At 72.7% G+C, this 25,337-nt stretch carries 12 protein-coding genes and 1 tRNA gene; 11 read left to right on the top strand and 2 right to left on the bottom strand.

Annotation, left to right across the window (positions count from 1 at the left end; genetic code table 11):
• Nucleotides 1-10: 10 nt before the first annotated feature.
• Nucleotides 11-790 carry a 4'-phosphopantetheinyl transferase family protein gene (locus OEIGOIKO_RS13445; RefSeq protein ID WP_218039991.1) on the bottom strand — a complete coding sequence of 260 codons (780 nt, stop codon included), beginning with the start codon at nt 788-790 and terminating at the stop codon, nt 11-13.
• Between the two features lie 108 nt (nt 791-898).
• Here OEIGOIKO_RS13445 and OEIGOIKO_RS13440 point away from each other — a divergent pair, with 108 nt between their 5' ends.
• On the top strand, nt 899-11,596 hold the full coding sequence (locus OEIGOIKO_RS13440) for a non-ribosomal peptide synthetase (RefSeq protein ID WP_125054248.1): 10,698 nt from the start codon (nt 899-901) through the stop codon (nt 11,594-11,596).
• A gap of 197 nt (nt 11,597-11,793) precedes the next feature.
• A complete protein-coding gene (locus tag OEIGOIKO_RS13435) occupies nt 11,794-12,273 on the top strand; it encodes an MSMEG_6728 family protein (protein ID WP_125054247.1) in 480 nt (159 codons plus the stop codon).
• Nucleotides 12,274-13,199: 926 nt separating this feature from the next.
• On the opposite strand, the gene OEIGOIKO_RS13425 is transcribed toward OEIGOIKO_RS13435, so the two are convergent.
• A tRNA-Arg gene (locus OEIGOIKO_RS13425) sits at nt 13,200-13,271 on the bottom strand.
• A gap of 191 nt (nt 13,272-13,462) precedes the next feature.
• Between OEIGOIKO_RS13425 and OEIGOIKO_RS13420 the strand changes: the two genes are divergently transcribed.
• The 9 genes from OEIGOIKO_RS13420 to rpmE all read left to right on the top strand — a co-directional run bounded on the left by OEIGOIKO_RS13420 (nt 13,463) and on the right by rpmE (nt 25,164).
• On the top strand, nt 13,463-13,975 hold the full coding sequence (locus OEIGOIKO_RS13420) for a response regulator (protein WP_125054246.1): 513 nt from the start codon (nt 13,463-13,465) through the stop codon (nt 13,973-13,975).
• A gap of 97 nt (nt 13,976-14,072) precedes the next feature.
• Nucleotides 14,073-15,263, top strand: coding sequence for an ArgS-related anticodon-binding protein NrtL (nrtL, locus tag OEIGOIKO_RS13415; RefSeq protein WP_125054245.1), 1,191 nt, complete (start codon nt 14,073-14,075; stop codon nt 15,261-15,263).
• Nucleotides 15,264-15,545: 282 nt separating this feature from the next.
• Nucleotides 15,546-16,937, top strand: coding sequence for a diaminopimelate decarboxylase (gene lysA, locus OEIGOIKO_RS13410; protein WP_125054244.1), 1,392 nt, complete (start codon nt 15,546-15,548; stop codon nt 16,935-16,937).
• A gap of 193 nt (nt 16,938-17,130) precedes the next feature.
• Nucleotides 17,131-18,459 carry a homoserine dehydrogenase gene (locus OEIGOIKO_RS13405; RefSeq protein WP_125054243.1) on the top strand — a complete coding sequence of 443 codons (1,329 nt, stop codon included), beginning with the start codon at nt 17,131-17,133 and terminating at the stop codon, nt 18,457-18,459.
• An 8-nt stretch (nt 18,460-18,467) separates the two neighbouring features.
• On the top strand, nt 18,468-19,544 hold the full coding sequence (thrC, locus tag OEIGOIKO_RS13400) for a threonine synthase (RefSeq protein ID WP_125054242.1): 1,077 nt from the start codon (nt 18,468-18,470) through the stop codon (nt 19,542-19,544).
• Between the two features lie 377 nt (nt 19,545-19,921).
• Nucleotides 19,922-20,839, top strand: a complete 918-nt coding sequence (gene thrB / locus OEIGOIKO_RS13395; RefSeq protein ID WP_125054241.1) for a homoserine kinase — start codon at nt 19,922-19,924, stop codon at nt 20,837-20,839.
• 361 nt (nt 20,840-21,200) lie between these two features.
• The gene (gene rho / locus OEIGOIKO_RS13390) at nt 21,201-23,258 is read left to right on the top strand and encodes a transcription termination factor Rho (RefSeq protein WP_125054240.1); all 2,058 of its coding nucleotides are present in this window, start codon (nt 21,201-21,203) and stop codon (nt 23,256-23,258) included.
• A 383-nt stretch (nt 23,259-23,641) separates the two neighbouring features.
• Complete coding sequence (locus OEIGOIKO_RS13385; RefSeq protein WP_125054239.1) at nt 23,642-24,766, top strand: LCP family protein; 1,125 nt, start codon at nt 23,642-23,644, stop codon at nt 24,764-24,766.
• Between the two features lie 173 nt (nt 24,767-24,939).
• Nucleotides 24,940-25,164, top strand: a complete 225-nt coding sequence (rpmE, locus tag OEIGOIKO_RS13380; RefSeq protein ID WP_030017736.1) for a 50S ribosomal protein L31 — start codon at nt 24,940-24,942, stop codon at nt 25,162-25,164.
• Nucleotides 25,165-25,337: the final 173 nt, after the last annotated feature.

Here is a 25,337-nt window from a genome sequence, read left to right as displayed (position 1 = left end):
AGGGCGGCGGTCAGGTGCTGCGACGTTGCAGGTCAGCGGGGTGTTCGGGGCCAGCGGGGCATTCGGGGCCAGCGGGGTGTTCCGGGCCGGCGGGGTGCTTCGGGCCGGTGTGCGGGACGGCCGCCCCGATGCGGGGGCGCGCCGTGCTCACCACGGCCGCCACGGCGTCCCGGCGCGCGTCCGTGTGGTCGAGCACGTACAGGTCGCCGTGGCGGGACGGGACATCGCTTTCGTCGGGAAGCCCCGAGAGGTCCAGCGCGGCCAGCCCGCCCAGTGTCGTCCTGCCCAGCTTCACGAAGCACTCCTTGCGCACCCACTGGCGCAGGAAGTACGCGTCCGGGTCGGCGTGTTCGCGCATCGCCGCCCGCTCGGCCGCGCTCAGCACCCGGCCCGCCGCGCCGCGCACGCTGTCCGGCAGCGTCCGCCGCTCCACGTCCACGCCGACCGGCTCGTGGCCCGCCACGGCGGCCACCACGCCCGTCGTGTGCGACAGGCTCACGTACACCTGCGGCAGCCCGGCGAGACCCGGCCTGCCGTGCTCGCCGGAGCCGCAGCCGGGACACCGCTGCTCCAGTACGAGGGAGCCCGCCGGCCGGTCCAGCAGCCGGGCGGCGCAGAGCCGGACGAGGACATGCGCGGCGACGAAGTCGGCCCGCAGAGCCGGGGTCAGGAACGCGTCCGCGCGCCGCCGCTCCACGCCGGTGAGCAGCCGCTCGTACGCCGGGACCGGCCCGAGCACCTCGTCCGTCCCCGCCACCACTGCCGTCGGCTGTCCGCCCGTCCCCGTCACGGAGATCACCCTTCCAGTGCGGCCACGGACCGGGCAAGCCACCCCCATCAGCGCTTTCGCACCTTTTGAACGGCCCGCTCCAGGCGCCGGCCGACGAGTGGAGGACCAGTGAACGACATGACGCAGGCGGCGGGTTCCGTTTCCGCCGAGCCCTTCCCGGAACTTTTCGCCCGGCAGACGGCCCGCACTCCGGACGCCACGGCGCTGGTCTTCGAGGGCACCACCCTGACGTACCGCGAACTGGACGCACGGGCCAACCGGCTGGCGCGCTGGCTCACCGGGCAGGGCGTGGGCCCGGAGACCCGTGTGGCGCTGGTCCTGCCGCGTTCGGTGGAGCTGGCGGTCGCCCTGCTCGCCGTCCTTAAGGCGGGCGGCGCGTACGTACCCGTCGACCCGGAGTACCCCCAGGCCCGCCGCGCCTACATCCTCGACGACGCGGCCCCGGTCCTCGTCCTCGACGAGGAGGCCCTGCCCCGCGACCTGTCCGGCCACCCCGCGACCGACCCCGGCGTGCGCCTTACCCCCGCCCACGCCGCCTACCTCATCTACACCTCCGGCTCGACGGGCACGCCGAAGGGCGTCGTCGTCCCGCACGCGGGCCTCGCCGGGCTGGCGGCCGCGCAGGCCGAGCGGTTCGCGGTGACGGGGGAGAGCCGGGTGCTCCAGTTCGCCTCACCCAGCTTCGACGCGTCCGTCGCCGAGTTCTGCGTCGCCTGGCTGACCGGCGCCGCCCTCGTCATGGCGCCCGCCGCCCGTCTGCTGCCCGGCGCGGGCCTCGCCGGACTGGTCGCCGAACAGCGCGTCACCCACGCCACCCTGCCGCCGTCCGTCCTGGCCGCCCTCCCGCCGGACACCACCCTCCCGCAGATCACCGCCCTGGCGGTGGCGGGCGAGGCGTGTCCGCCGGACGTGGCCGAACGCTGGTCGGCCGGGCGGCGCCTGGTCAACGCGTACGGCCCGACGGAGACCACGGTGTGCGCGTCGGTGAGCGCGCCGCTGTCCGGCCGCGTGGTGCCCGCCCTCGGCACACCGGTCGCCGATGTGCGCCTGTACGTGCTCGACGCGGCGCTGCGCCCCGTGCCGGACGGCGGCACCGGCGAGCTGTACGTCACCGGCTCCGGCCTGGCCCGCGGCTACCTCGGCCGCTCCGGGCTGACGGCGGAGCGGTTCGTGGCCTGCCCGTTCGGGGCGGCGGGCGCGCGGATGTACCGCACCGGCGACGTGGTGCGCCGCCGGGCCGACGGCGAGCTGGAGTTCGTCGGCCGCGCCGACGACCAGGTCAAGGTGCGCGGCCACCGCGTCGAGCCGGGCGAGGTCGAGCAGGTGCTCGGCGCGCACCCGGCGGTCGGGCAGGCCGTGGTCACCGCCCGCGAGGACCGGCCCGGCGACGTCCGCCTGGTCGGCTACGTCGTACCGGCCGACGGCCCCGCGCCGGACGCCGGGGCCGACGCGCACCAGGTCGGTGAGTGGCAGGAGATGCACGACCTGGTCTACGCCGACGAGGCCAAGGCGCAGGACGACGAGCCGCCGTTCGGCGAGGACTTCGGCGGCTGGAACAGCAGCTACGACGGCACCCCGATCCCCGTCGCCGAGATGCGCGACTGGCGCGCCGAGACCGTCCGGCGCATCCTCGCGCTCAAGCCCCGCCGGGTGCTGGAGATGGGCGTCGGCAGCGGCCTGCTGCTGTCGCAGGTGGCGCCCGCCTGCGAGGCGTACTGGGGAGCGGACTTCTCCGCCCCGGCCGTCGAGCGGCTGCGCCGCCAGGTCGCCGCCGTACCGGAGCTGGCGGGCAAGGTCGAGCTGAGCTGCCGGCCCGCCGATGTGACCGAGGGCCTGCCCACCGGGTACTTCGACACCATCGTGATCAACTCGGTCACCCAGTACTTCCCCAACGCCGCCTACTTCCTGCGCGTCCTGCGCAACGCCGTGGACCTGCTGGCCCCCGGCGGCCGGGTCTTCGTCGGCGACCTCCGCAACCGGCGCCTGCTCCGGCTCTTCCGTACGGCCGTCGAACTGCACCGCGCCGCAGCGGACACCGAGCCGGACGCCCTCGGCGCAGTGATCGACCAGAGCGTCCGCCTGGAGAAGGAACTCCTGGTCGACCCGGACTTCTTCGCCGCGCTGCCCGCCGAACTGCCGGACGTGACGGACACCGCCCTCCAGCTCAAGGGCACCCGCCACCACAACGAGCTGACCCGCCACCGCTACGACGCCGTCCTGCACAAGCGGCCCGCCCGTACGGTCTCCTTCGCTGATGCCCCCAGCCTGGTCTGGGGCCGGGACGTCACCGACGAGACCACCCTCGAACAGGCCCTGCGCGACCGGCCCGGACAGCGGCTGCGCCTGACCGGGGTGCCCAACCCGCGCCTGGCGGGCGAAGCGGCGGCCGAGGCCGCCGTCACGGCGGGCCTGCCGGTGGCCGAGGCGCGCTCCAGGCTGGCCGCCACCGGCACCACCGCCGGAGCCGAACCCGAGCAGCTCACCGGACTGGGCGCCCGCCTCGGCCTGTGGGCGGCCGCCACCTGGGCGCCCGACAGCCCGGAAGGCCACTACGACCTTCTCTTCGCGCCGCAGGACGACCTCGCCTCGGCGGCCCCCGTCGGCCTCTGCCGCCCGGCCGGCGACCTCACCGGCCCGCTCGCCGGCCACACCACCGACCCCGGCGCGGCCCTGACCACCGCCGCCCTGGTCACCGACCTCCACCGGCACCTGCGCGACCGGCTGCCCGCCCACCTCGTCCCGTCCGCCCTCGTCGCGCTGGACACCCTGCCCCTGACGCCCAACGGCAAGGTCGACCGCGCCGCGCTGCCCGCGCCCGACCCGGCCCACCTCGGCGACGGCACCGGCGGCCGGGCGCCGCGCACCCCGCGCGAGGGCGTGCTGTGCGAGCTGTACGCCGACATCCTCGGCCTGCCGCAGGTCGGCATCGACGACAACTTCTTCACCCTGGGCGGCCACTCGCTGCTCGCCACCCGCCTGATCGGCCGCATCCGCACCGCCCTGGACGTGGACCTGCCGATCACCGCCGTGTTCGAGGCACCCACCGTCGCCGCGCTCGCCGGGCACGTCGACGCCGCCGCCTCCGGGAGCCGCCCGGCCCTGCGGCCGGTCCCGCGCCCCGACGTGCTGCCGCTCTCGTACGCCCAGCGCCGCCTGTGGTTCCTGCACCGGCTGGAGGGGCCGAGCGCCACGTACAACGTCCCGACCGCGCTGCACCTGTCCGGCGCGCTGGACCACGACGCGCTGCGCGCCGCGCTGGGCGACCTGCTCACCCGGCACGAGAGCCTGCGCACGGTCTTCCACGAGACGGCCGGCGGCACCCCGCACCAGGTCGTCCTCGGCACGGACGACCTGGCCGGACTGCCGTCCGTGCTCTCCGTGGTGCGGACCGGCCCCGACGACGTACGGCGCCTGCTCCGCGAGGCCACCCGCCACACCTTCGACATCGCCGCCGAACTGCCGCTCCGGGCAACGCTGTTCCAGACCGGGCCCGACGCGCACGTGCTGCTCCTGCTGCTGCACCACATCGCGGGCGACGGCTGGTCGTCGGCGCCGCTCTCCCGCGACCTGGCGGCGGCGTACGACGCGCGGCGCCAGGGCCGGGCCCCGCAGTGGGCCCCGCTGCCGGTCCAGTACGCCGACTACACCCTCTGGCAGCGGGACTTCCTCGGCGACCCCCAGGACCCCGCCAGTGTCCAAGCGCGGGAACTCGATTACTGGACACGGCAACTGACCGGCCTCCCCGAGGAGATCGCGCTCCCGTACGACCGCCCGCGCCCCCGGCGTGCGACGTACCGGGGCGACGCGCTGGACCTGGAACTCTCCGCCGCCCTGCACGCGGACCTGCACGCCCTGGCACGCGACACCGGCACCAGCCTGTTCATGATCGTGCAGGCGGGCCTGGCGGCCCTGCTCACCCGCCTCGGCGCCGGCACCGACATCCCGCTCGGCAGCCCCGTCGCGGGCCGCACCGACCAGGCCCTGGACGACCTGGTGGGCTTCTTCGTCAACACCCTCGTGCTGCGGACGGACACCTCCGGCAACCCGACCTTCCGCGACCTGCTGCGCCGCGTCCGCGACACCGACCTCGCCGCCTGGTCCCACCAGGACCTGCCCTTCGAGCAGCTGGTGGAAGCCCTCAACCCGGTGCGGTCGGCGGGCCGGCAGCCCCTGTTCCAGGTGGTCGCCGCCGTGCAGAACGCCCCCGAGGGCGGCTTCGACCGGCTCGGCGTCCGCACCCGCACCGAGCTGGTCAGCACCGGCACCGCCAAGTACGACCTCTTCCTCAGCCTGTGGGAGCGCCAGGGCCCGCAGGGCGAACCGCGCGGCCTGGACGGCTTCGTGGAGTTCAGCACCGACCTCTTCGACCGCTCCACGGTCGCCGCGCTCGCCGACCGGCTCGTCCGCGTCCTGGAGACGGCCGTCGCCACCCCGGACGTACCGCTCGCCCACCTCGACGTCCTGACCACCGAGGAGCACGAGCGGCTGCGGCGGCACGCGTCGGCCGCCCGGCCGGCGGTGCGGCACAGCACCCTGCCCGGACTGTTCGCCGAGCAGGCGGCCCGTACGCCGGACGCCACGGCCCTGGTCTTCGAGGACATCTCCCTCACCTACCGCGAGCTGAACGCCCGCGCCAACCGCCTCGCGCACTGGCTGACCGGCCAGGGCGTGGGCCCGGAGGCGCTGGTGGCCGTGGTGCTGCCGCGCTCGGCCGAGCTGGCCGTCGCGCTGCTCGCCGTCCTGAAGGCGGGCGGCGCCTACGTACCCGTCGACCCGGACTACCCCGCCGAACGGCGCGCCTTCGTCCTGGCCGACACCGCGCCCGCCCTCGTCCTGGACGCCGCGGCGCTGCGCCGGGACCTGTCGGACCTGTCGGCGTATCCGGACACCGACCCCGTGACCGGCCTGCGCCCGGCCCACCCGGCGTACGTGATCCACACCTCCGGCTCGACGGGCACGCCGAAGGGCGTCGTGGTCTCCCACACCGGTCTCGCCGCGCTGGCCGCCGCGCAGGCCGAGCGGTTCGCGGTGACGGGGGAGAGCCGGGTGCTCCAGTTCGCCTCACCCAGCTTCGACGCGTCGGTCTCCGAGATGTGCGTGACCTGGCTGGCGGGCGCCGCCCTGGTCATGGCGCCGGGGGAGCGGCTGCTGCCGGGCGCCGGACTGGAGGACCTGCTCGCCGAGCGGCGCGTCACCCACGCCACCCTGCCGCCGTCGGTCCTGGCCGCCCTGCCGCCGAAGGAGACGCTGCCCGGCGTCGTCTCGCTGGTCGTGGCGGGCGAGGCCTGCCCCGCCGACCTGGTGGAACGCTGGTCGCCCGGCCGCCGCATGGTCAACGCGTACGGCCCGACCGAAGCCACCGTGTGCGCCACCGTCGGCGAACCGCTGTCCGGCCGGACGCTGCCCGCGCTGGGCGCGCCGATCGGCGACGTACGGCTGTTCGTGCTCGACGCGCTGCTGCGGCCGGTGCCGGACGGCGGTGCGGGAGAGCTCTACCTCGCGGGCTCGGGCCTGGCCCGTGGCTACCTCGGCCGCCCGTCGCTGACCGCCGAACGCTTTGTGGCCTGCCCGTTCGGCCCGGCGGGCGCCCGGATGTACCGCACCGGCGACCTCGTACGGCGCCGGACCGACGGCGAGCTGGAGTTCGTCGGCCGCGTCGACGACCAGGTCAAGGTACGCGGCCACCGCATCGAACCGGGCGAGGTCGAGCAGGCGCTCGGCGCCCACCCGGCCGTACGCCAGGCCGCCGTGGCGGCGCGCGCCGACCGCACCGGCGACCTCCGCCTGACCGGCTACGTCGTGCCCGCCGAGGACGCCGCCCGGCAGACCCTCGCCGCCGACCTCCGCCGCGACCTGCTCGCCCGGCTGCCCGCATACCTGGTGCCGTCCGTGATCACGGTCCTCGACGCGCTGCCGCTGACCCCGAACGGCAAGGTGGACCGCAGGGCCCTGCCCGCCCCCGACCCGGCCCGCACCGGAGCCGACGCGGGCGCCCGGGCCCCGCGCTCGCCGCAGGAGGAGATCCTGTGCGAGCTGTACGCCGACCTCCTCGGCGTCCCGGACGTCGGCATCGACGACGACTTCTTCGCCCTCGGCGGCCACTCCCTGCTCGCCACCCGCCTGGTCAGCCGCGTCCGCGCGGTCCTCGGCGTGGAACTGCCCATTGCCGCCCTCTTCGAGGCCCCCACCGTCGAAGCCCTGGTCGAACGCCTCGGCCTGTCCACCGCGCGCACCCGGGGCGCCCTGCGGACCGTGCCGCGCCCCGAGGTGCTGCCGCTGTCGTACGCCCAGCGCCGCCTGTGGTTCCAGTACCGCCTCGAAGGCCCCAGCCCCACCTACAACATCCCCCTCATGCTGCGCATCGACGGCCCGGTGGACGAGGACGCGCTGCGCGCCGCCCTCGGCGACCTGCTCGCCCGGCACGAGAGCCTGCGCACCGTCTTTTGCGAGACCGGCGGCACCCCGCAGCAGGTCGTCCTCGACCCGGCCACCGACCCGGACGCCTTCGACATCCTCACCGTCACCGAGGACGTCCCCGGCGACCCGGAGGCGTTCCGCGCGCTCCTCAAGGAAGGCGCCCGGCACCGCTTCGACCTGACCGCCGACCTGCCGCTGCACGTGCAGCTCTTCCGCGTCGGCCCGGACGAGAACGTCCTGCTCCTGCTGCTCCACCACGTCGCCGGGGACGGCTGGTCGATGGCGCCGCTCTCCCGCGACGTGGCGACCGCGTACGACGCGCGCCGCGCCGGACGGGCCCCGCAGTGGACGCCGCTGCCCGTCCAGTACGCCGACTACACCCTGTGGCAGCGGGACTTCCTCGGCGACCCCGAAGACCCCGACAGCGTCTACGGACGCCAGATCGCCTACTGGCGCGAGCAGCTGAAGGGCCTCCCCGAGGAGATCGCCCTGCCCTTCGACCGCCCGCGGCCGCAGCGCGCCTCCTTCCGCGGCGACTCGATCACCTGGGAGATCCAGGCGCGGCTGCACCAGCGCCTGCACGCCCTCGCGGGCGAGACCGGCACCAGCCTCTACATGGTCCTTCAGGCGGGCCTGGCCACCCTGTTCACCCGCCTCGGCGCCGGCACCGACATCCCGCTCGGCAGCCCCGTCGCGGGCCGCACCGACCAGGCGCTGGACGACCACATCGGCTTCTTCGTCAACACCCTCGTGCTGCGGACGGACACCTCCGGCGACCCGACCTTCCGCGAACTGCTCCAGCGCGTCCGGAGCACCGCCCTCACCGGCTGGGCCCACCAGGACCTCCCGTTCGAGCAGCTCGTCGAAGCCCTCAACCCGGTGCGCTCGGCGGCCCGCAACTCCCTCTTCCAGACCATGCTCACCCTCGACAACGCGCCCGAAGGGCAGTTCACCCTGGGCGGCCACGCCGCCCGCACCGAGCCCGTCCACGTCGACGCCGCCCGCTTCGACCTGTCCGTCTTCCTGACCGAACGGCGCGGCGCGCACGGCGAACGGCCCGGCATGGACGGCGCGATCGAGTACAGCACCGACCTCTTCGACCGGCGTACGGTCGAGGCGCTGGCCGCCCGCTTCGTCGCCCTGCTCGACGCGGTGACCGCCGACCCCGACCAGTCGCTCGCCCACCTCGACGTCCTGACCGCCGACGAACGGGCCCTGCTGCTCGGCGAGGTCAACGCCACCGACCGGCCGCTCCGGCGCACCTCCCTCGCCGCGGCGTTCGAAGCCAGGGTGGCCGAAGCACCGGACACGCCCGCCCTCACCTTCCAGGACACCACCCTCACCTACGCCGAGCTGAACGCCCGCGCCAACCGCCTCGCCCGGCACCTGGCCGACGCGTACGGAGTCGGCGCCGAACGCCGCGTCGCCGTCCTCCTGGACCGCTCCGCCGACCTGGTCGTCGCCATCCTCGCCGTCCTCAAGGCGGGCGGCGTGTACGTACCGCTCGACAAGCGCTACCCGGCCGCCCGGATGCGGCTGATCGCCGCCGAGACCGAGGCCGTCGTCGTCCTCACCCAGCGGGACCTGCCGGCCGCCGCCTACCTCCCCGGCGTCCCGGCCCTGGCCGTCGACGCCTGCGCGGAGACGGCGGCGGACCTCCCCGCCACCGACTTCGCCGTGCCCGCCGCGTACGCCGACTCCGTCGCGTACGTCATGTACACCTCCGGCTCGACCGGCGCGCCCAAGGGCATCGCCGTCACCCAGGGCGACGTGGTGGCCCTGGCCGCCGACCACTGCTGGGCCGAGGACGGCCCCGACGGCGCCCGGCACACCGTGCTCGGCCACGCCTCCACCGCGTTCGACGCCTCCACCTTCGACCTGTGGGTCCCGCTCCTCAACGGCGGCCACCTCGTCATGGCCCCGCCCGGCGACCTCACCCCCGACGACTACCGCACCCTGCTCACCACCCACCGCATCACCGCCGTCCTCCTCACCACCGCCCTGTTCAACCTGCTCGCCGAGGAGTGCCCCGGCGCGCTCGCGGGCGTCCGGCAGGTCTGGACGGGCGGCGAGGCCGCCTCCCCGTCCGCCGTACAGAAGATCCTCGACGCCTGCCCCGACACCCGCGTCTGCAATGTCTACGGGCCCACCGAGGTCACCATGGCGGCCACGTACCACGCGCTGCGCGCACCCCGGCGGATCGCCGGAACGGTCCCCATCGGACGCCCCATGGACAACATGCGCGTCTACGTCCTCGACAGCGCCCTGCGCCCCGTCGCCCCCTCGGTGACCGGCGAACTGTACGTAGGCGGCACCGGCCCGGCCCGCGGCTACCTCAACCGCCCCGCCCTTACCGCCGAACGCTTCGTCCCCGACCCCTTCGGCGCCCCCGGCGCCCGCATGTACCGCACCGGCGACCTGGTCCGCTGGACCGCCGACGGCCACCTCGACTACATCGGCCGTGCCGACTCCCAGGTCAAGATGCGCGGCTTCCGCATCGAACTCGGCGAGATCGAGACCGTCCTGGACTCCCACCCCGCCGTCGCCCAGGCCACCGTCAACCTGCGCGAGATCACCCCGGGCGACGCACGCCTGGTCGCCCACCTCGTCCCCGTCTCCCGGGAAGCCTTCGACGCCACCGCCCTCCGCCGCCACCTGCGCGACCGCCTCCCCGCCTACATGGTGCCGTCCGCCGTCGTGGCGCTCGACACCATGCCGCTCACCCCGAACGGCAAGGTCGACCGCAAGGCCCTGCCCGCCCCCGACCCCCGCTCCGAACTCGGCGGCCGCGGCCCCCGCTCCCCGAAGGAAGAGATCCTCTGCGGGCTGTACGCCGACGTGCTGCGCGTCCCCCGCGTCGGCATCGACGACAGCTTCTTCGTCCTCGGCGGCCACTCCCTGATGGCGACCCGCCTGATCAGCCGCATCCGCACCGCCCTCGGCGTCGAACTGCCCATCGGCGCCCTCTTCGAGGCCCCCACCGTCGCCGCCCTCGTCCAGCGCCTGGACTCCGCCACCGCCCAGGCCCGCCCGCCGGTCAGGCCCGCGGTACGCCCCGAAGCCGTACCCCTGTCCTACGCCCAGCGCCGGCTCTGGTTCCTGCACCGCCTCGAAGGCCCCAGCCCCACCTACAACATCCCGCTCGCCCTGCGCTTCTCCGGCAAACTCGACCACGACGCCCTAAGGGCCGCCCTCGGCGACCTCGTCGCCCGGCACGAGAGCCTGCGCACCGTCTTCCCCCGCCGCGCCCGCGCCGCCCAGCAGATCATCCTGCCGCCCGACTCCGGCCGCGACCTGCTCACCGTCGTCGAGACGGACCCCGACGGCCTGGCCCCCGCCCTGCACGCAGCCGCCACCCACTCCTTCGACATCACCGCCGAACACCCCCTGCGGGCCACCCTCTTCGCCACCGGCCCCGACGAGCACGTCCTCCTCCTGCTCCTGCACCACATCGCGGGCGACGGCTGGTCCATGGCCCCGCTCTCCCGCGACCTCGCCGCCGCCTACGACGCGCGCAGTGCGGGCGAGGAGCCGCAGTGGTCCCCGCTCCCCGTCCAGTACGCCGACTACACCCTCTGGCAACAGGACTTCCTCGGCGACCCGGCCGACCCCGACAGCACATACAGCCGCCAGCTCGATTTCTGGCGCCGGGAGCTGGCCGGCCTCCCCGCCGACATCCGATTGCCTCTCGACCATGCCCGCCCGGAGGTCACCACCTACCAGGGCGACATGTTCCCCATCCACCTCCCCGCCGACCTCCACCAGGGCCTCCACACCCTGGCCGGCGACACCGGCACCAGCCTCTACATGGTCGTCCAGGCCGGCCTCGCCACCCTCCTCACCCACCTCGGCGCCGGCACCGACATCCCCCTCGGCAGCCCCGTCGCCGGCCGCACCGACCAGGCCCTGGACGACCTGGTGGGCTTCTTCGTCAACACCCTCGTCCTCCGTACGGACACCTCGGGCGACCCCACCTTCCGCGACCTCCTCGCCCGCGTCCGCGACACCGACCTCGCCGCCTGGGCCCACCAGGACCTCCCCTTCGAACAACTCGTCGAAGCCCTCAACCCGGCCCGCTCCACCGCCCGCCACCCCCTCTTCCAGACCCTCCTCACCCTCGACAACGCCCCCGAACGCCACTTCACCCTCGGCGGCAACCACGCCCGCCTCGAACCCGTCGACCTGCACGTCGCCCACTTCGACCTCTCCATCGGCCTCACCGAACAGCGCGCCCCCCAAGGCACGCCCGAGGGCCTCGACGGATTCGTGGAGTACAACACCGACCTGTTCGAGCGGGCGACGGTGGAGGGGATGGCGGCGTCCCTCATCACCCTGCTGACCGCGGCCGTCGCCACTCCCGACGCACCACTGTCCGACCTGCTGCCGTAACCCGTGCGGGGCGCCGCGCCACCGGACCACGGGGCGTCGCGCCACTGGGCCACCCGGCGCCCCGCCCCCCGGCCATCCGGCGCTCCGCCCCCCCGGCCATCCGGCGCTCCGCCCCCCCGGCCATCCGGCGCCCCGCCACTGGGCCATCCGAAGCAACCGCCCCTGCGCGGGAGGCGCGCAGGGGCTACACCTGTACCGTGCAGACCTTCCTCCCGTACCCCGACTTCGCCGCCTCCGCCGCCGTCCTCGACGCGCGCCGACTCGGGAAGCAGCGGGTGGAGACCCTCCAGGTCCTGCGCGGCCTCACCGTCCCCGGCTACGGCTGGCGGCACCACCCGGCCGTCCGCATGTGGCAGGGCTACGAGGAAGCACTCGTCCGGTACGGCCTCGAAATGTGCCGCGAATGGACCGCCACCGGCCGCCAGGACACCTGCGCCACCACCCTCACCCAAGACTTCACCACCCACCACCCCCGCACCCCTGTACGCACCTACCCCGAACTCTCCGCCTCCGGCGACCTCCCGAACTGGCTGGGCGACCCGGCTTTCCACCGCAGCCACCAGTCGGCCCTGGTCACCAAGGCTCCGGAGCACTACCGCACCCTCTTCCCCGACGTACCGGAAGGGCTGCCGTACGTGTGGCCGACGTCGGACCGGGGGAGAGGCCAGGAGGCGTGACGTGGGAAAACACCCCCACCGCCCCCTCGCCGTGCGTCGTCCGGCCGCCGGACGGAAGAGGGGGACTCTGCGTAGCGACGGTACAAAGGCTGGAAGGGCGGTCCGAGGAATCGGACCGCCCTTCCAGCGCTGAGGATGCCTTATGACAGTCCCAGGATCATACGGATGCGGTCCTCCACCCAGCCGATGGGGCTCGGCGGCACACATCCCCAGACCTCACCGCGCAATGCAGTGCCAGGGTTCACCATTCGATTTCGTCTCCTGCCGCCAACTCCTCTGCTGTGGCAGGCAGTACACCTGCGGGAGCTGGGGCGGGGGCCCCTTGGCAGAAGGATCGAATCTCCTCAGAGGCTGCCACCTCTGCTGCCTCGCGTGAGAGCAAGCGGAGTCCCTCTCGAAGCGCATCGGAGACCGACGGCAGATCTAGAGACTGCATAACCAGTCGCAGGTCCGCCATTTCGTCGGGCCTCAGCCTGGCCTGCGCCACTTCTGTGGAGCGGGAACAGCTGCCTTTTTGGGGTAGGGCACGGTACTGATCAGACTTCACGGCTTTCACGGCCTTGCCGGCCGAAGGCGTCTTGGTCGTCCTGCCGCGCGCAACGCTTGCCTCGCCCCGCTTCGTACGGGTTGCGGCTGACTTGGCTTTCTTTCCTCGCGTTTCAGGGGCCGTCGTTCCTCCTTCCACAGTCCCGTAGTACGGCTGTCATACAGCAAGTGCCGGGGAAGGGCTCGGCCGGTCAAGGCAGCGCGATGGGGTGGCAAGCGACGCTGGAGGCGCGGGCCCGGAGCGTGGCGCGTGTATCGCAGATGGTGCGTGAACACCGAGAGGCAATGAGAGAGGGCGGGAGTCAGTGAAACTGACTCCCGCCCTCTTCTGTCGGCATCCGCCCTGGTCACATACCAACTTTGGCAGGTGTCCCGGCGAGTGCCCCCGGCAGGATTCGAACCTGCGCACACGGCTCCGGAGGCCGTTGCTCTATCCCCTGAGCTACGGGGGCGTGTCTGCCGCTGCTTGCGGCGACGGGTAGAACACTACCAGCTCCGGAGGGGTGTTCATGAACGGGTCGGGGGAGGGCGGCGTAGCGCATGGGGGAGTGGGGGTGGGGGTGGTCGGGGAAAGGTCCCTCGCACGGGGGCGGAAGTGGGGAAAACCCGGACGCAGCCGGAGGCGCGCGCCTAGTCTCAAGGTGTGCCTGGCTTGTCCGGCCGGGTCCTTGTGGTCGACGACAACAAGGTCATCCGGCAGTTGATCAGGGTCAATCTCGAGCTGGAGGGCTTCGAGGTCGTGACCGCGGCTGATGGTGCCGAGTGCCTGGACATCGTGCATACGGTCGCTCCCGATGTGGTGACGCTCGATGTGGTGATGCCCCGGCTCGACGGGCTGCAGACGGCGGCGCGGCTGCGGGCCGATCCGCGGACGCGGGAGATTCCGCTCGCTGTCGTCTCCGCCTGTACGCAGGCGGAGGTGGAGAGCGGGCAGGCGGCGGGGGTGGATGCCTTCCTGGCGAAGCCGTTCGAGCCCATGGACCTCGTGCGTACGGTGCGGCGGCTGATGAGCCGCGGCGGGGAAGAGGGGGGCGAGGGGACGGCGGATATGGAGGAGGGGGCGGGCAGCGGCGGTGAGGCGGACGCCGGTGCCGGTGCCGGGACCGATGCGGATGCCGGCGGGGGTTCGGAGTCCGTGGTGCGGCCGACCGGCTGAGGGGGCCGGGTGGTGACGGAGGGTGCGGAGCCGCCGGGGCGTCCGGTGGGTGAAACGTGGTGGCGGTGGGGGACCGTTTCTCCCATACGCTGGGGGTGTGACCCCCGCTGAGCTCTCCCGCGCCGTCCAGCGCGCCGTACGTGGCGCCGTGGCTGACGGGGAACTCTCCGTAACGGTTCCGGAGCGGGTTGTCGTACGTGCGCCCGTGCCGGGGGAAGGCGGAGGCGGCGAGACCGACCTCGCGTGCAATGTCGCGCTGCGGATCGCCAAGGAGGCCGGGCGGTCGCCGCGCGAGGTGGCGGAGGTGCTGCGGCGGCGGCTGGTGGAGGTGCCCGGGGTCGGGGGAGTGGAGATCGCCGGCGCTGGATTCTTGAATGTGACGTTGACCCGAACCGCCCGCGCCGAGCTTGTGGGGAGGGTGTTGGCGCGGGGGAGGGTGCAGGGCAGGGCGCAGGGGGAATGGTTCGTGTCGGGGGCTGGGGGCGCGTCGGTGGGTTTGCGGGCTGCGGAGGGCGTGCGGGCCGCGGTTGTGGTCGAGGCTTTGGGGCGGATTCTGCCTGCGGGGGGAGTGGGGGGCCCGGGCAGCGCTGAGGTGGGGGAGAAGGCGCGGGTCGAGGTGATTCGTCCCCGGCCGGTGGAGGTTCGTCACGAGTCTGAGGGGCATGGGGTTTTTCGCGAGTCTGAGGGGCGCGACGTTCGACGCGAGCGCGCGGGGCACGGCGTTCTTTACGAGCATGGAGGGCATGAGGGGGACGTCTCCACCCCCACCTCCCGAGAATGGCGCACCCTCACCGCCCGCCTGGGCCCCGACGAAACCCGCTGGGTGCTGTTGCGGGCCGCGCAGCACGATGCGGTGCGGCTTCCCGCGCGGCCGGTGCAGCGGGAGAGTAATGGGCGGTTTCGGGTGCAGTACGCGTATGCGCGTACGTGTGCGATGACGCGTAACGCCCGGCAGTTGGGGTTCGCGAGCGAGCCGGGGGACGTGGGGGCCACTGAGGGCGGCGGGTGGGAAGTCCGGGAGGTCCGGGAAGTCTGGGCTGCGATGGCCGAGTATCCCGGCGTCGTCGAGGCTGCCGCGCGGCACCGGGCGCCCGATCGGGTCGCGCGGCATCTGGAAGTGACCGCCGACGCCTGGCTGCGATGTCATGACGTGTGTCCGCCGCTGCCCGTCGGGGAGGAGAAACCCTCGGCCGTGCACCGTGCCCGGCTGGCCCTCGCCGAAGCCGCCGGAACGGTGCTCGCCAACGGCCTGCACCTGCTCGGCCTCTCCACGCCCGAACGACTGTGACCCGAACGACTGTGACGAAACGATCGGCCGAGACCGTCCCCGCTGTCCGAGGCTGTCCCGGCGGTCCGCGACCGTCTCGGCGGTCCGAGGCCGTCTCGGCGGTCCGCGACCGTCCCGGCGGTCCGCGACCGTCTCGGCGGTCCACGATCGCCTCGGCTGTCCACGCCCGTCCCGGCCGTCCACGCCCGCCCGAACGTCTGTGATCCGTCCGGCGGCGCCGTACGCGCGGCGACGCCGTACTCGTACCCGAGTACCCGAGTACCCGAGGGGAACCTCCACGCCATGAGCCGCTCCGCACACCCCGCAGGACCCCGTCACGGTGACGTCCTGCCCGAGGGGCACTACACCGCTCCGCCCACCGACCTGAACAGCCTCGACCCGCGGGTGTGGTCCCGTACGGTCGAGCGCTCCGCCGACGGGGTGGTCACCATGGGCGGGATGGACGTGACCGCGCTCGCCGAAGAGTTCGGGACGCCCGCCTACTTCCTGGACGAGGACGACTTCCGGGGCCGGTGCCGGGCCTGGAAGGAGGCGTTCGGGGAGGGGGCGGACGTCTTCTACGCCGGAAAGGCTTTCCTCTCGCGGGCCGTGGTGAAGTGGCTGGCGGAAGAGGGGATGAATCTCGATGTGTGCAGTGGTGGCGAGCTGGCCACCGCGCTCGCGGCGGGGATGCCGGCCGAGCGGATCGCGCTGCACGGGAACAACAAGAGCATCGAGGAGATCACCCGGGCCGTGGAGGCCGGGGTCGGGCGGATCGTGCTCGATTCGTTCCAGGAGATCGTGCGGGTGGCGCACGTCGCGGACCGGCTGGGCAAGCGGCAGCGGGTGCAGATCCGGGTGACGGTGGGCGTGGAGGCCCATACGCACGAGTTCATCGCCACCGCGCACGAGGACCAGAAGTTCGGGATCGCGCTGGCCGGCGGGCAGGCCGCGGAGGCCGTACGGCGGGTGCTGAAGCTGGACGGCCTGGAGCTGACCGGTATCCACTCGCACATCGGGTCGCAGATCTTCGACATGGCCGGGTTCGAGGTGTCGGCGCGGCGCGTGGTGCAGCTGCTCACCGAGGTGCGGGACGAGCACGGTGTGGAGCTGCCGGAGATCGACCTGGGCGGCGGGCTCGGGATCGCGTACACCTCGGACGACGACCCGCGCGAGCCGCACGAGATCGCGAAGGCGCTGGGCGACATCGTGACGCGGGAGTGCGCGGCGGCCGGGCTCGGCGTGCCGCGCCTGTCCGTGGAGCCGGGCCGCGCCATCGTCGGGCCGACCGCCTTTACCCTGTACGAGGTGGGCACCGTCAAGGAGCTGGACGGGCTGCGTACCTACGTCTCCGTCGACGGCGGGATGTCCGACAACATCCGTACGGCCCTGTACGACGCCGAGTACAGCGTGGCGCTGGCCTCGCGTACCTCGGACGCGCCGCCGATGCTTTCGCGGGTGGTCGGCAAGCACTGCGAGAGCGGCGACATCGTCGTACGGGACGCGTTCCTGCCCGCCGACGTGGCCCCCGGCGACCTGCTCGCCGTGCCCGCGACCGGCGCGTACTGCCGGTCGATGGCGAGCAACTACAACCACGCGCTGCGTCCGCCGGTGGTCGCGGTGCGGGCGGGCGAAGGGCGGGTCATCGTCCGGCGGGAGACGGAGGAGGACCTGCTGCGGCTCGACGTCGGGTGAGCCGGGGGTACAGGCACAAGGGCGCGGGGGCGTTGCTCCGGTGAGTGGGCGGCCCCGGCGCCCGGTGGCGGGGCCACCCGTCCGGTGACCGACAATGGTGGAACAGATGTCTCGGCATCCGGACCGGGGCCGGAATTCCCGGTCCGGTGCGTGAGACTGGTGCAGACCGAGCAGGGAAAGCGAAAGAGGTCGAATGATGCGTACGCGTCCGCTGAAGGTGGCGCTGCTGGGCTGTGGAGTGGTCGGCTCAGAGGTGGCGCGCATCATGACGACGCACGCCGACGACCTCACGGCCCGCATCGGCGCGCCGGTCGAGCTGGCCGGTATCGCGGTGCGCCGCCCGGACCGGGTGCGCGCGGGCATTCCCGCCGAGCTGATCACCACGGATGCGAAAGAGCTGGTCAAACGGGACGACATCGACGTGGTCGTCGAGGTCATCGGGGGCATCGAGCCCGCCCGTACGCTGATCACCACCGCGTTCGAGCACGGTGCGAGTGTGGTTTCGGCCAACAAGGCGCTGGTCGCCGCGGACGGTGCCGCGCTGCACGCCGCCGCCGAGGCCAACGGCGCCGACCTGTACTACGAGGCCGCCGTGGCCGGCGCGATCCCGCTGGTCCGGCCGCTGCGCGAGTCGCTGGCCGGCGACAAGGTCAACCGGGTGCTCGGCATCGTCAACGGGACGACCAATTTCATCCTGGACAAGATGGACAGCACCGGGGCGGGTTACTCGGAAGCGCTGGACGAGGCCACGGCCCTGGGGTACGCGGAGGCCGACCCGACCGCCGACGTCGAGGGCTTCGACGCTGCCGCCAAGGCCGCCATCCTGGCCGGAATCGCCTTCCACACCCGGGTGACCATCGACGACGTGCACCGCGAGGGGCTGACCGAGGTCACCGCCTCCGACATCGCCTCCGCCAAGCGGATGGGCTGCACGGTCAAGCTGCTCGCGATCTGTGAGCGGGCCGCCGACGGTGCCTCCGTGACGGCCCGCGTGCACCCCGCCATGATTCCGCTGACGCACCCGCTGGCCTCCGTGCGCGAGGCGTACAACGCGGTGTTCGTCGAGTCCGAGGCCGCCGGCCAGCTGATGTTCTACGGCCCCGGCGCGGGCGGCTCGCCGACCGCCTCCGCGGTCCTCGGCGACCTGGTGGCGGTCTGCCGCAACAAGCTGGCCGGGACCACCGGGCCGGGCGAGTCCGCGTACACGCAACTGCCGGTCGGCCCCATGGGTGACGTGGTCACCCGCTACCACATCAGCCTGGACGTGGCCGACAAGCCCGGTGTCCTCGCCCAGGTCGCCACGGTCTTCGCCGAGCACGGCGTGTCCATCGACACGGTCCGCCAGCAGAGCAAGGACGGGGGTGCCGCCCGCTCCGGAGAGACCGACAACGGGGGAGAGGCGTCCCTCGTCGTCGTCACGCACCGGGCGGCCGACGCCGCCCTGTCGTCGACCGTCGGCGCGCTGCGCGACCTGGACACGGTCCGGGGCGTCGCCAGCATCATGCGGGTCGAAGGGGAGTAAAGGAACCCATGTCTGCCATTTCCACCGCGAGCCGTCAGTGGCGCGGAATCATCGAGGAGTACCGGGACCGGCTGCCGGTCGGCGCGTCGACCGAGGTCGTCACGCTCCGTGAGGGCGGTACGCCGCTGGTGCCCGCCCAGGTGCTCTCCGAGCGCACGGGCTGTGAGGTGCATCTCAAGGTAGAGGGCGCCAACCCCACCGGGTCCTTCAAGGACCGCGGCATGACGATGGCCATCACCCGGGCGAAGGAGGAGGGTGCGAAGGCCGTCATCTGCGCCTCCACCGGCAACACCTCCGCCTCGGCCGCCGCGTACGCCGTACGGGCCGGGATGGTGTGCGCCGTCCTGGTGCCGCAGGGCAAGATCGCGCTGGGCAAGATGGGCCAGGCGCTGGTGCACGGCGCCAAGATCCTCCAGGTCGACGGGAATTTCGACGACTGTCTGACGCTGGCCCGGGGCCTCTCCGAGCGGTACCCCGTCGCACTTGTGAACTCCGTCAACCCGGTACGGATCGAGGGCCAGAAGACCGCCGCCTTCGAGATCGTCGACATGCTGGGCGACGCGCCGGACATCCATGTGCTGCCGGTCGGCAACGCGGGCAACATCACCGCGTACTGGAAGGGCTACCAGGAGTACGCCGCGGACGGCATCGCCGCGCGCACCCCGCGGATGTGGGGCTTCCAGGCGTCCGGCAGCGCGCCGATCGTACGTGGCGAAGTCGTCAAGGATCCGCACACGATCGCGACGGCCATCCGGATCGGCAACCCCGCCTCCTGGCAGTTCGCCGAGCGCGCCCGGGACGAGTCCGGCGGCGCCATCGACGAGGTGACCGACCGTCAGATCCTGGCCGCCTACCGGCTGCTGGCCTCCCAGGAGGGCGTCTTCGTGGAGCCCGCCTCGGCCGCCTCGGTGGCCGGTCTGCTCAAGGCGGCCGACGAGGGCAAGGTCGACCCGGGCCAGCGCATCGTCTGCACGGTCACCGGCAACGGCCTCAAGGACCCGGACTGGGCCGTCGCGGGCGCCCCGCAGCCGGTCACCGTCCCGGTCGACGCGGACGCCGCGGCCGAGCGACTCGGCCTGGCGTAGTCCGCCCCCGGAGGGCGCGACGCACCCGGCCGCGGTTCCCCGCGGCCGGGGGTACGCCCCGAACGTGCGACACCGCGCGAAAAGGGGTTACGGAGCCCGCAGGAACCCCGTAACCTCGGACGCAGCAAACCCTGCAAAGGCTGCAAAGGCGGCCATGGGCCGCGGGCAGCGCGCGACACGCATCGTGCGCCTCCTGTGCGCCCTATGTCGCCACAGAACCTTCCTTCGATAGGCTGGCAGCCAACTCCCCTCCCCACGGCATGTCGCAGTGGTGTGCAGGGCAGGTCAGAACGGTCCCCACGAGCCGGCCGGGCACCCAGGTGCCGCGGCGCTCCGGGGCAGTGCCGCAGCATCACATCAAGGAGAGTCATCGAGCGATGGCCGGTCCAGCGTTCCGCGCCGCCGCCGTCCGGGTGCGCACCCCCGCGACCAGCGCCAATCTCGGTCCCGGCTTCGACGCCCTCGGGCTGTCCCTGGGCCTGTACGACGACGTCGTGGTGCGGGTGGCCGATTCCGGCCTGCACGTCGACATCGCCGGCGAGGGCGCCGAGACCCTGCCGCGCGACGAGAGCCACCTGCTCGTACGGTCCCTGCGCGCCGCCTTCGACCTGCTCGGCGGGCAGCCGCGCGGTCTGGAGATCGTCTGCGCCAACCGCATCCCGCACGGCCGCGGCCTGGGTTCCTCCTCCGCCGCGATCTGCGCGGGCATCGTGGCCGCCCGCGCGGTGACCATAGGCGCCGAGCAGAAGCTGGACGACGCGGCGCTGCTGGAACTGGCCACCGAGATCGAGGGCCACCCGGACAACGTCGCCGCCTGCCTGCTCGGCGGCTTCACGCTGGCCTGGACCGATACCGGATCGGCGCGCGCGATCAGGATGGATCCCGCCGATTCCATCGTTCCGGTGGTCTTCGTACCGGGCAAGCCGGTGCTCACCGAGACCGCGCGGGGCCTGCTGCCGCGGACCGTCCCGCACGTGGACGCGGCGGCCAACGCCGGCCGCGCCGCACTGCTCGTCGAGGCCCTGACCAGGCGCCCCGAGCTGCTGCTGGCCGCGACCGAGGACCGACTTCACCAGGAGTACCGTGCTCCCGCGATGCCCGAGAGCGTGGCCCTGGTGAACCGGCTGCGGGCGGACGGCGTCCCCGCGGTCGTCTCCGGCGCGGGCCCCACGGTCCTCGCGCTGGTCCAGGAGGACGCGGCCGACAAGGTCGCCGGCCTCGCGGGCGAGGGGTGGGCGGCCAACCGGCTGGCCCTCGACGCGGCGGGCACCTCGGTACTGCCGCTCGCCGGGTGATCGACGATTGCCGGTCTTCGAGAGGGGGAATGTTTGTTGGATCCGGTAGTGTTAACCTCAAGTGAGTACGTGACGCCTCTGCGGCGCGGTACTCCGTGTCCCCCATCGGGACCACCTTTCTTCCGGGAGCCTCCCAAACTGCTTGGAGCAGTTGCCTGAGCAGAAGCGAGCACGCTCCGGAATCGGCGTGACGGACATGAGTCACAGACATCTCTTCGCGCCGGAACCATGAACTGATCTCTCCGCCATTTCCGGCGGGACCACCGCCCCGGCCAGGTCCGCGAGTACGGGACCGCAGCCGGACAGCACAACCGGTCGCCGAGCCAGACAGGCCGACGCCCGCTCCAGGGAAGGACCCTTCGTGAGCGACACCACCGATCTGATGGGCGTACGCACCGATGGCAGTGCCACCGCGCCCGCCACGGACGCTCCCGCCGCGCCTGCGCGGCGCCGCCGTTCCGGCACCGGCCTGGACGGCATGGTCCTGGCAGAGCTGCAGCAGGTCGCCTCCAGCCTCGGTATCAAGGGCACCGCGCGGATGCGCAAGAGCCAGCTGATCGAGGTCATCAAGGAGAAGCAGGCCGCCGGCTCCGGTTCCGGCGCCGCCGCCAAGGGCGACGCGCCCGCAGAGACCGAGACCAAGCCCAAGCGCCGGGCCACCTCCAAGGCCCGTACCGGCGAGGAGGGCGACGCCAAGGCCGCGGGCAAGGCGGACGCCAAGGCCGCCGACAAGGGCGCCGGCCAGCAGCAGATCGACATCCCGGGCCAGCCGAGCGACGAGCAGCCGGCCGGCGAGCGCCGCCGGCGCCGCGCCACCGCCGCCGCGGGCAGCCCCGACAGCGCCGGTGAGGCGAAGGCCGAGGCCAAGACCGAGGCGAAGGCCGACACCCGCACCGCACAGCGCGAGGACGCCAAGGCCGAGGCCGCCGCGGACAGCGCCGAGGGCCGCCAGGGCAAGGGCGACCGCCAGCAGGACCGCGGGGACCGCCAGGACCGCGGCCAGAAGGGCGACCGCCAGGGCCGCGGTGAGCGGGGCGAGCGCGGTGAGCGCGGCCAGCGCGACCGCCGCAACAAGAACAACGACGGCGGCGACGGCAACCAGGGCGGCGGCAACCGCCAGCAGCGCGACAACCGCGACAACCGTCGGGCCGACGAGGACGGGGACGACTTCGAGGGCGGGCGCCGCGGGCGCCGCGGCCGTTACCGGGACCGCCGTGGCCGCCGTGGCCGCGACGAGGGCTTCGGCAACGAGCCGCAGGTCTCCGACGACGACGTGCTGATCCCCGTCGCGGGCATCCTCGACATCCTCGACAACTACGCGTTCATCCGGACCTCCGGCTACCTGCCCGGCCCGAACGACGTGTACGTCTCGCTCGCCCAGGTCCGCAAGAACGGCCTGCGCAAGGGTGACCACGTCACCGGCGCGGTCCGCCAGCCCCGCGAGGGCGAGCGCCGCGAGAAGTTCAACGCGCTGGTGCGCCTGGACACCGTCAACAGCGTCTCGCCCGAACAGGGCCGCGGCCGCCCGGAGTTCGGCAAGCTGACGCCCCTTTACCCGCAGGAGCGGCTGCGCCTGGAAGGTGAGCCCGGCGCGCTGACGCCGCGCATCATCGACCTGGTGGCGCCGATCGGCAAGGGGCAGCGCGGCCTGATCGTGGCGCCGCCGAAGACCGGCAAGACCATGATCATGCAGGCGATCGCCAACTCGATCACCCGCAACAGCCCCGAGTGCCACCTGATGGTCGTCCTGGTCGACGAGCGTCCGGAAGAGGTCACCGACATGCAGCGGTCGGTCAAGGGCGAGGTCATCTCCTCGACCTTCGACCGCCCGGCCGAGGACCACACCACCGTCGCCGAACTGGCCATCGAGCGCGCCAAGCGCCTGGTGGAGCTGGGTCACGACGTGGTCGTCCTGCTGGACTCCATCACGCGTCTGGGCCGTGCGTACAACCTCGCCGCTCCGGCGTCGGGCCGCATCCTGTCCGGTGGTGTCGACTCCACCGCGCTGTACCCGCCGAAGAAGTTCTTCGGTGCGGCGCGCAACATCGAGGACGGCGGCTCGCTGACCATCCTGGCCACCGCGCTGGTCGAGACCGGCTCGCGGATGGACGAGGTGATCTTCGAGGAGTTCAAGGGCACCGGCAACATGGAGCTCAAGCTCGACCGGAAGCTCTCGGACAAGCGCATCTTCCCGGCGGTGGACGTGGACGCGTCCAGCACCCGTAAGGAAGAGATCCTGATGGGCAGCGACGAGCTGGCCGTCGTCTGGAAGCTGCGCCGGGTGCTGCACGCCCTGGACCAGCAGCAGGCCATCGAGCTGCTGCTGGACAAGATGAAGCAGACGAAGTCCAACGCGGAGTTCCTGCTCCAGATCCAGAAGACGACGCCCGGTATGGGCAACGGCAACGGCAACGACTGACGCCGGCCCCGTACGAACGGCCCGCCGACGCCCGTAAAAGCGCCGGACCCGGCCGTAGCCGCACGGCTGAGCCCTCCCGGTCACATCGGTGACCGGGAGGGCTTCGTGCTGTCGGCGGAAACCCGCAGATTGTTGCCTTGCGCACACGCGCGGCGCCCGCGGAGGCCACCACTCCGCTTTTCGCCCCCGGACAAAAGACCTGGTCACCCCGGCAAAAGTCGACTTTTGGCCGGAGTTCCGGCGGGCCGGTTTCTAAGAATGGCTCTCAACCCCGTTGTGCAACCCTTCCGGTCTGCCCCCCGTCTTTCAAGGAGCAACAAACCGTGGCCGGACGCTGAACGGTGCGGCGAGGGGCAGCCGAGAGAACGAGGACTGAGGAGCAGATGGCGGACGACAGCAGGGCCGCGAACCCGGCCAAGAGCCGTTCCCGCGGCATACGTGCCACGGGCCGCCGGCGCAAGGGTCCGACCCGGCGCCGCCGCGCCCTGACGATCACTGTGTGCGCGCTGGTCAGCTGCGTACTGCTCGGTGGCGCCGGACTCGGCTACGTCTACTTCAAACTCAACGGCAACCTGAAGGGCGTCGACATCAACGCCGCCCTCGGCAAGAACCGGCCCAAGGACAACGACGACGGGTCGATGGACATCCTCGTCATGGGCTCCGACTCCCGGGCCGGCAAGAACGGCGAGTACGGCACCGACGAGGGCGGCGCCCGCTCCGACACCGCGATGATCGTGCACATCTTCAAGGGCCACAAGAAGGCCAGCGTCGTCAGCGTCCCGCGCGACACCCTGGTCCAGCGCCCCGACTGCACCAAGGACGGCAAGAACATACCGGGCCAGCGCAAGGCCATGTTCAACACCGCCTTCGAGGTCGGCGGCCCGGCCTGCGCGGTCAAGACCGTCGAGGCGATGAGCGGCGTCCGGATGGACCACTTCGTCGAGGTCGACTTCAACGGCTTCAAGAAGCTCATCGACGCCCTGGGCGGCGTGGACATCACCACCACCAAGCCCATCCACGACAACAAGAGCCACCTGAACCTGGAGCCCGGCAAGCACACCCTCAACGGTGAGGACGCCCTCGGCCTCGTACGGACCCGGCACGGCGTGCCCGGCGGCGACGGCAGTGACCTGGGCCGCATCCAGCTCCAGCAGACCTTCATCAAGGCCCTGCTGAAGCAGGTCAAGAGCATCGGGCTGCTGTCCAACCCGACGAAGCTCTACGGCATCGCCGACACCGCCACCAAGGCCATCACCACCGACAGCGACCTGAACTCCGTCAACGCGCTGATGGGGCTCGCCAAGGAGATGGGCGGTATCGGGGCGGACAGCATCGACATGGTGACGCTGCCCGTCACGTACGACCCGAAGAATCCTTCCCGTGTGCTGCCGCTGGAGAAGCAGTCCCGGCAGGTCTGGGACGCGCTGCGCCAGGATCAGGACATTCCCAAGGAAGCGATCAAGGATTCCGCAGGTGACAAGGGTGGAACGGACAGCTACGTGAAGTAGCGGAATCGTTTCTTCACCTCATCTCCCGGCCTCGTCGGCCGCCCGGGAACAAAATCCGGAGCCCCCCGGTTTTGGGAGATGAGGCCAGTCCTGGCAGACTGGACCGTCGGCCCCGGTTCACGTGACGCAATCCGCGGAACGACCCGGAGCCCTCCCGAACCTAGGAGATTCCCTTGAAGCGCGACATCCACCCGGAGTACGTCGAGACCCAGGTCAGCTGCACCTGTGGCGCGTCGTTCACCACCCGTAGCACCGTGGCCGGCGGCACCATCCGTGCCGACATCTGCTCCGAGTGCCACCCGTTCTACACGGGCAAGCAGAAGATCCTCGACACCGGTGGCCGTGTGGCCCGCTTCGAGGCCCGCTTCGGCAAGGGCGCCGGCGCCGCCAAGAAGTAGCGACCCGCAAGGCGCCGGTTCCGTCTCGCCCCGCGAAGGGGCGGCGGACCGGCGTTTTGTCGTCCAGGCCACGGACCCCGCCGGAGGTCCCCGGGGCCCGCGGCCCCGCCGCACACGTGCCGGCAACCGGCAACCGGGAACCCCCGGATCCCGGAAGACACAGCCAGGTGAGG

This window comes from Streptomyces paromomycinus, from assembly GCF_003865155.1.
GTDB classification, from domain to species: domain Bacteria; phylum Actinomycetota; class Actinomycetes; order Streptomycetales; family Streptomycetaceae; genus Streptomyces; species Streptomyces chrestomyceticus.
Note: the sequence above shows the minus strand (reverse complement) of the source record. Positions and strands in the feature narration are given on the sequence as shown.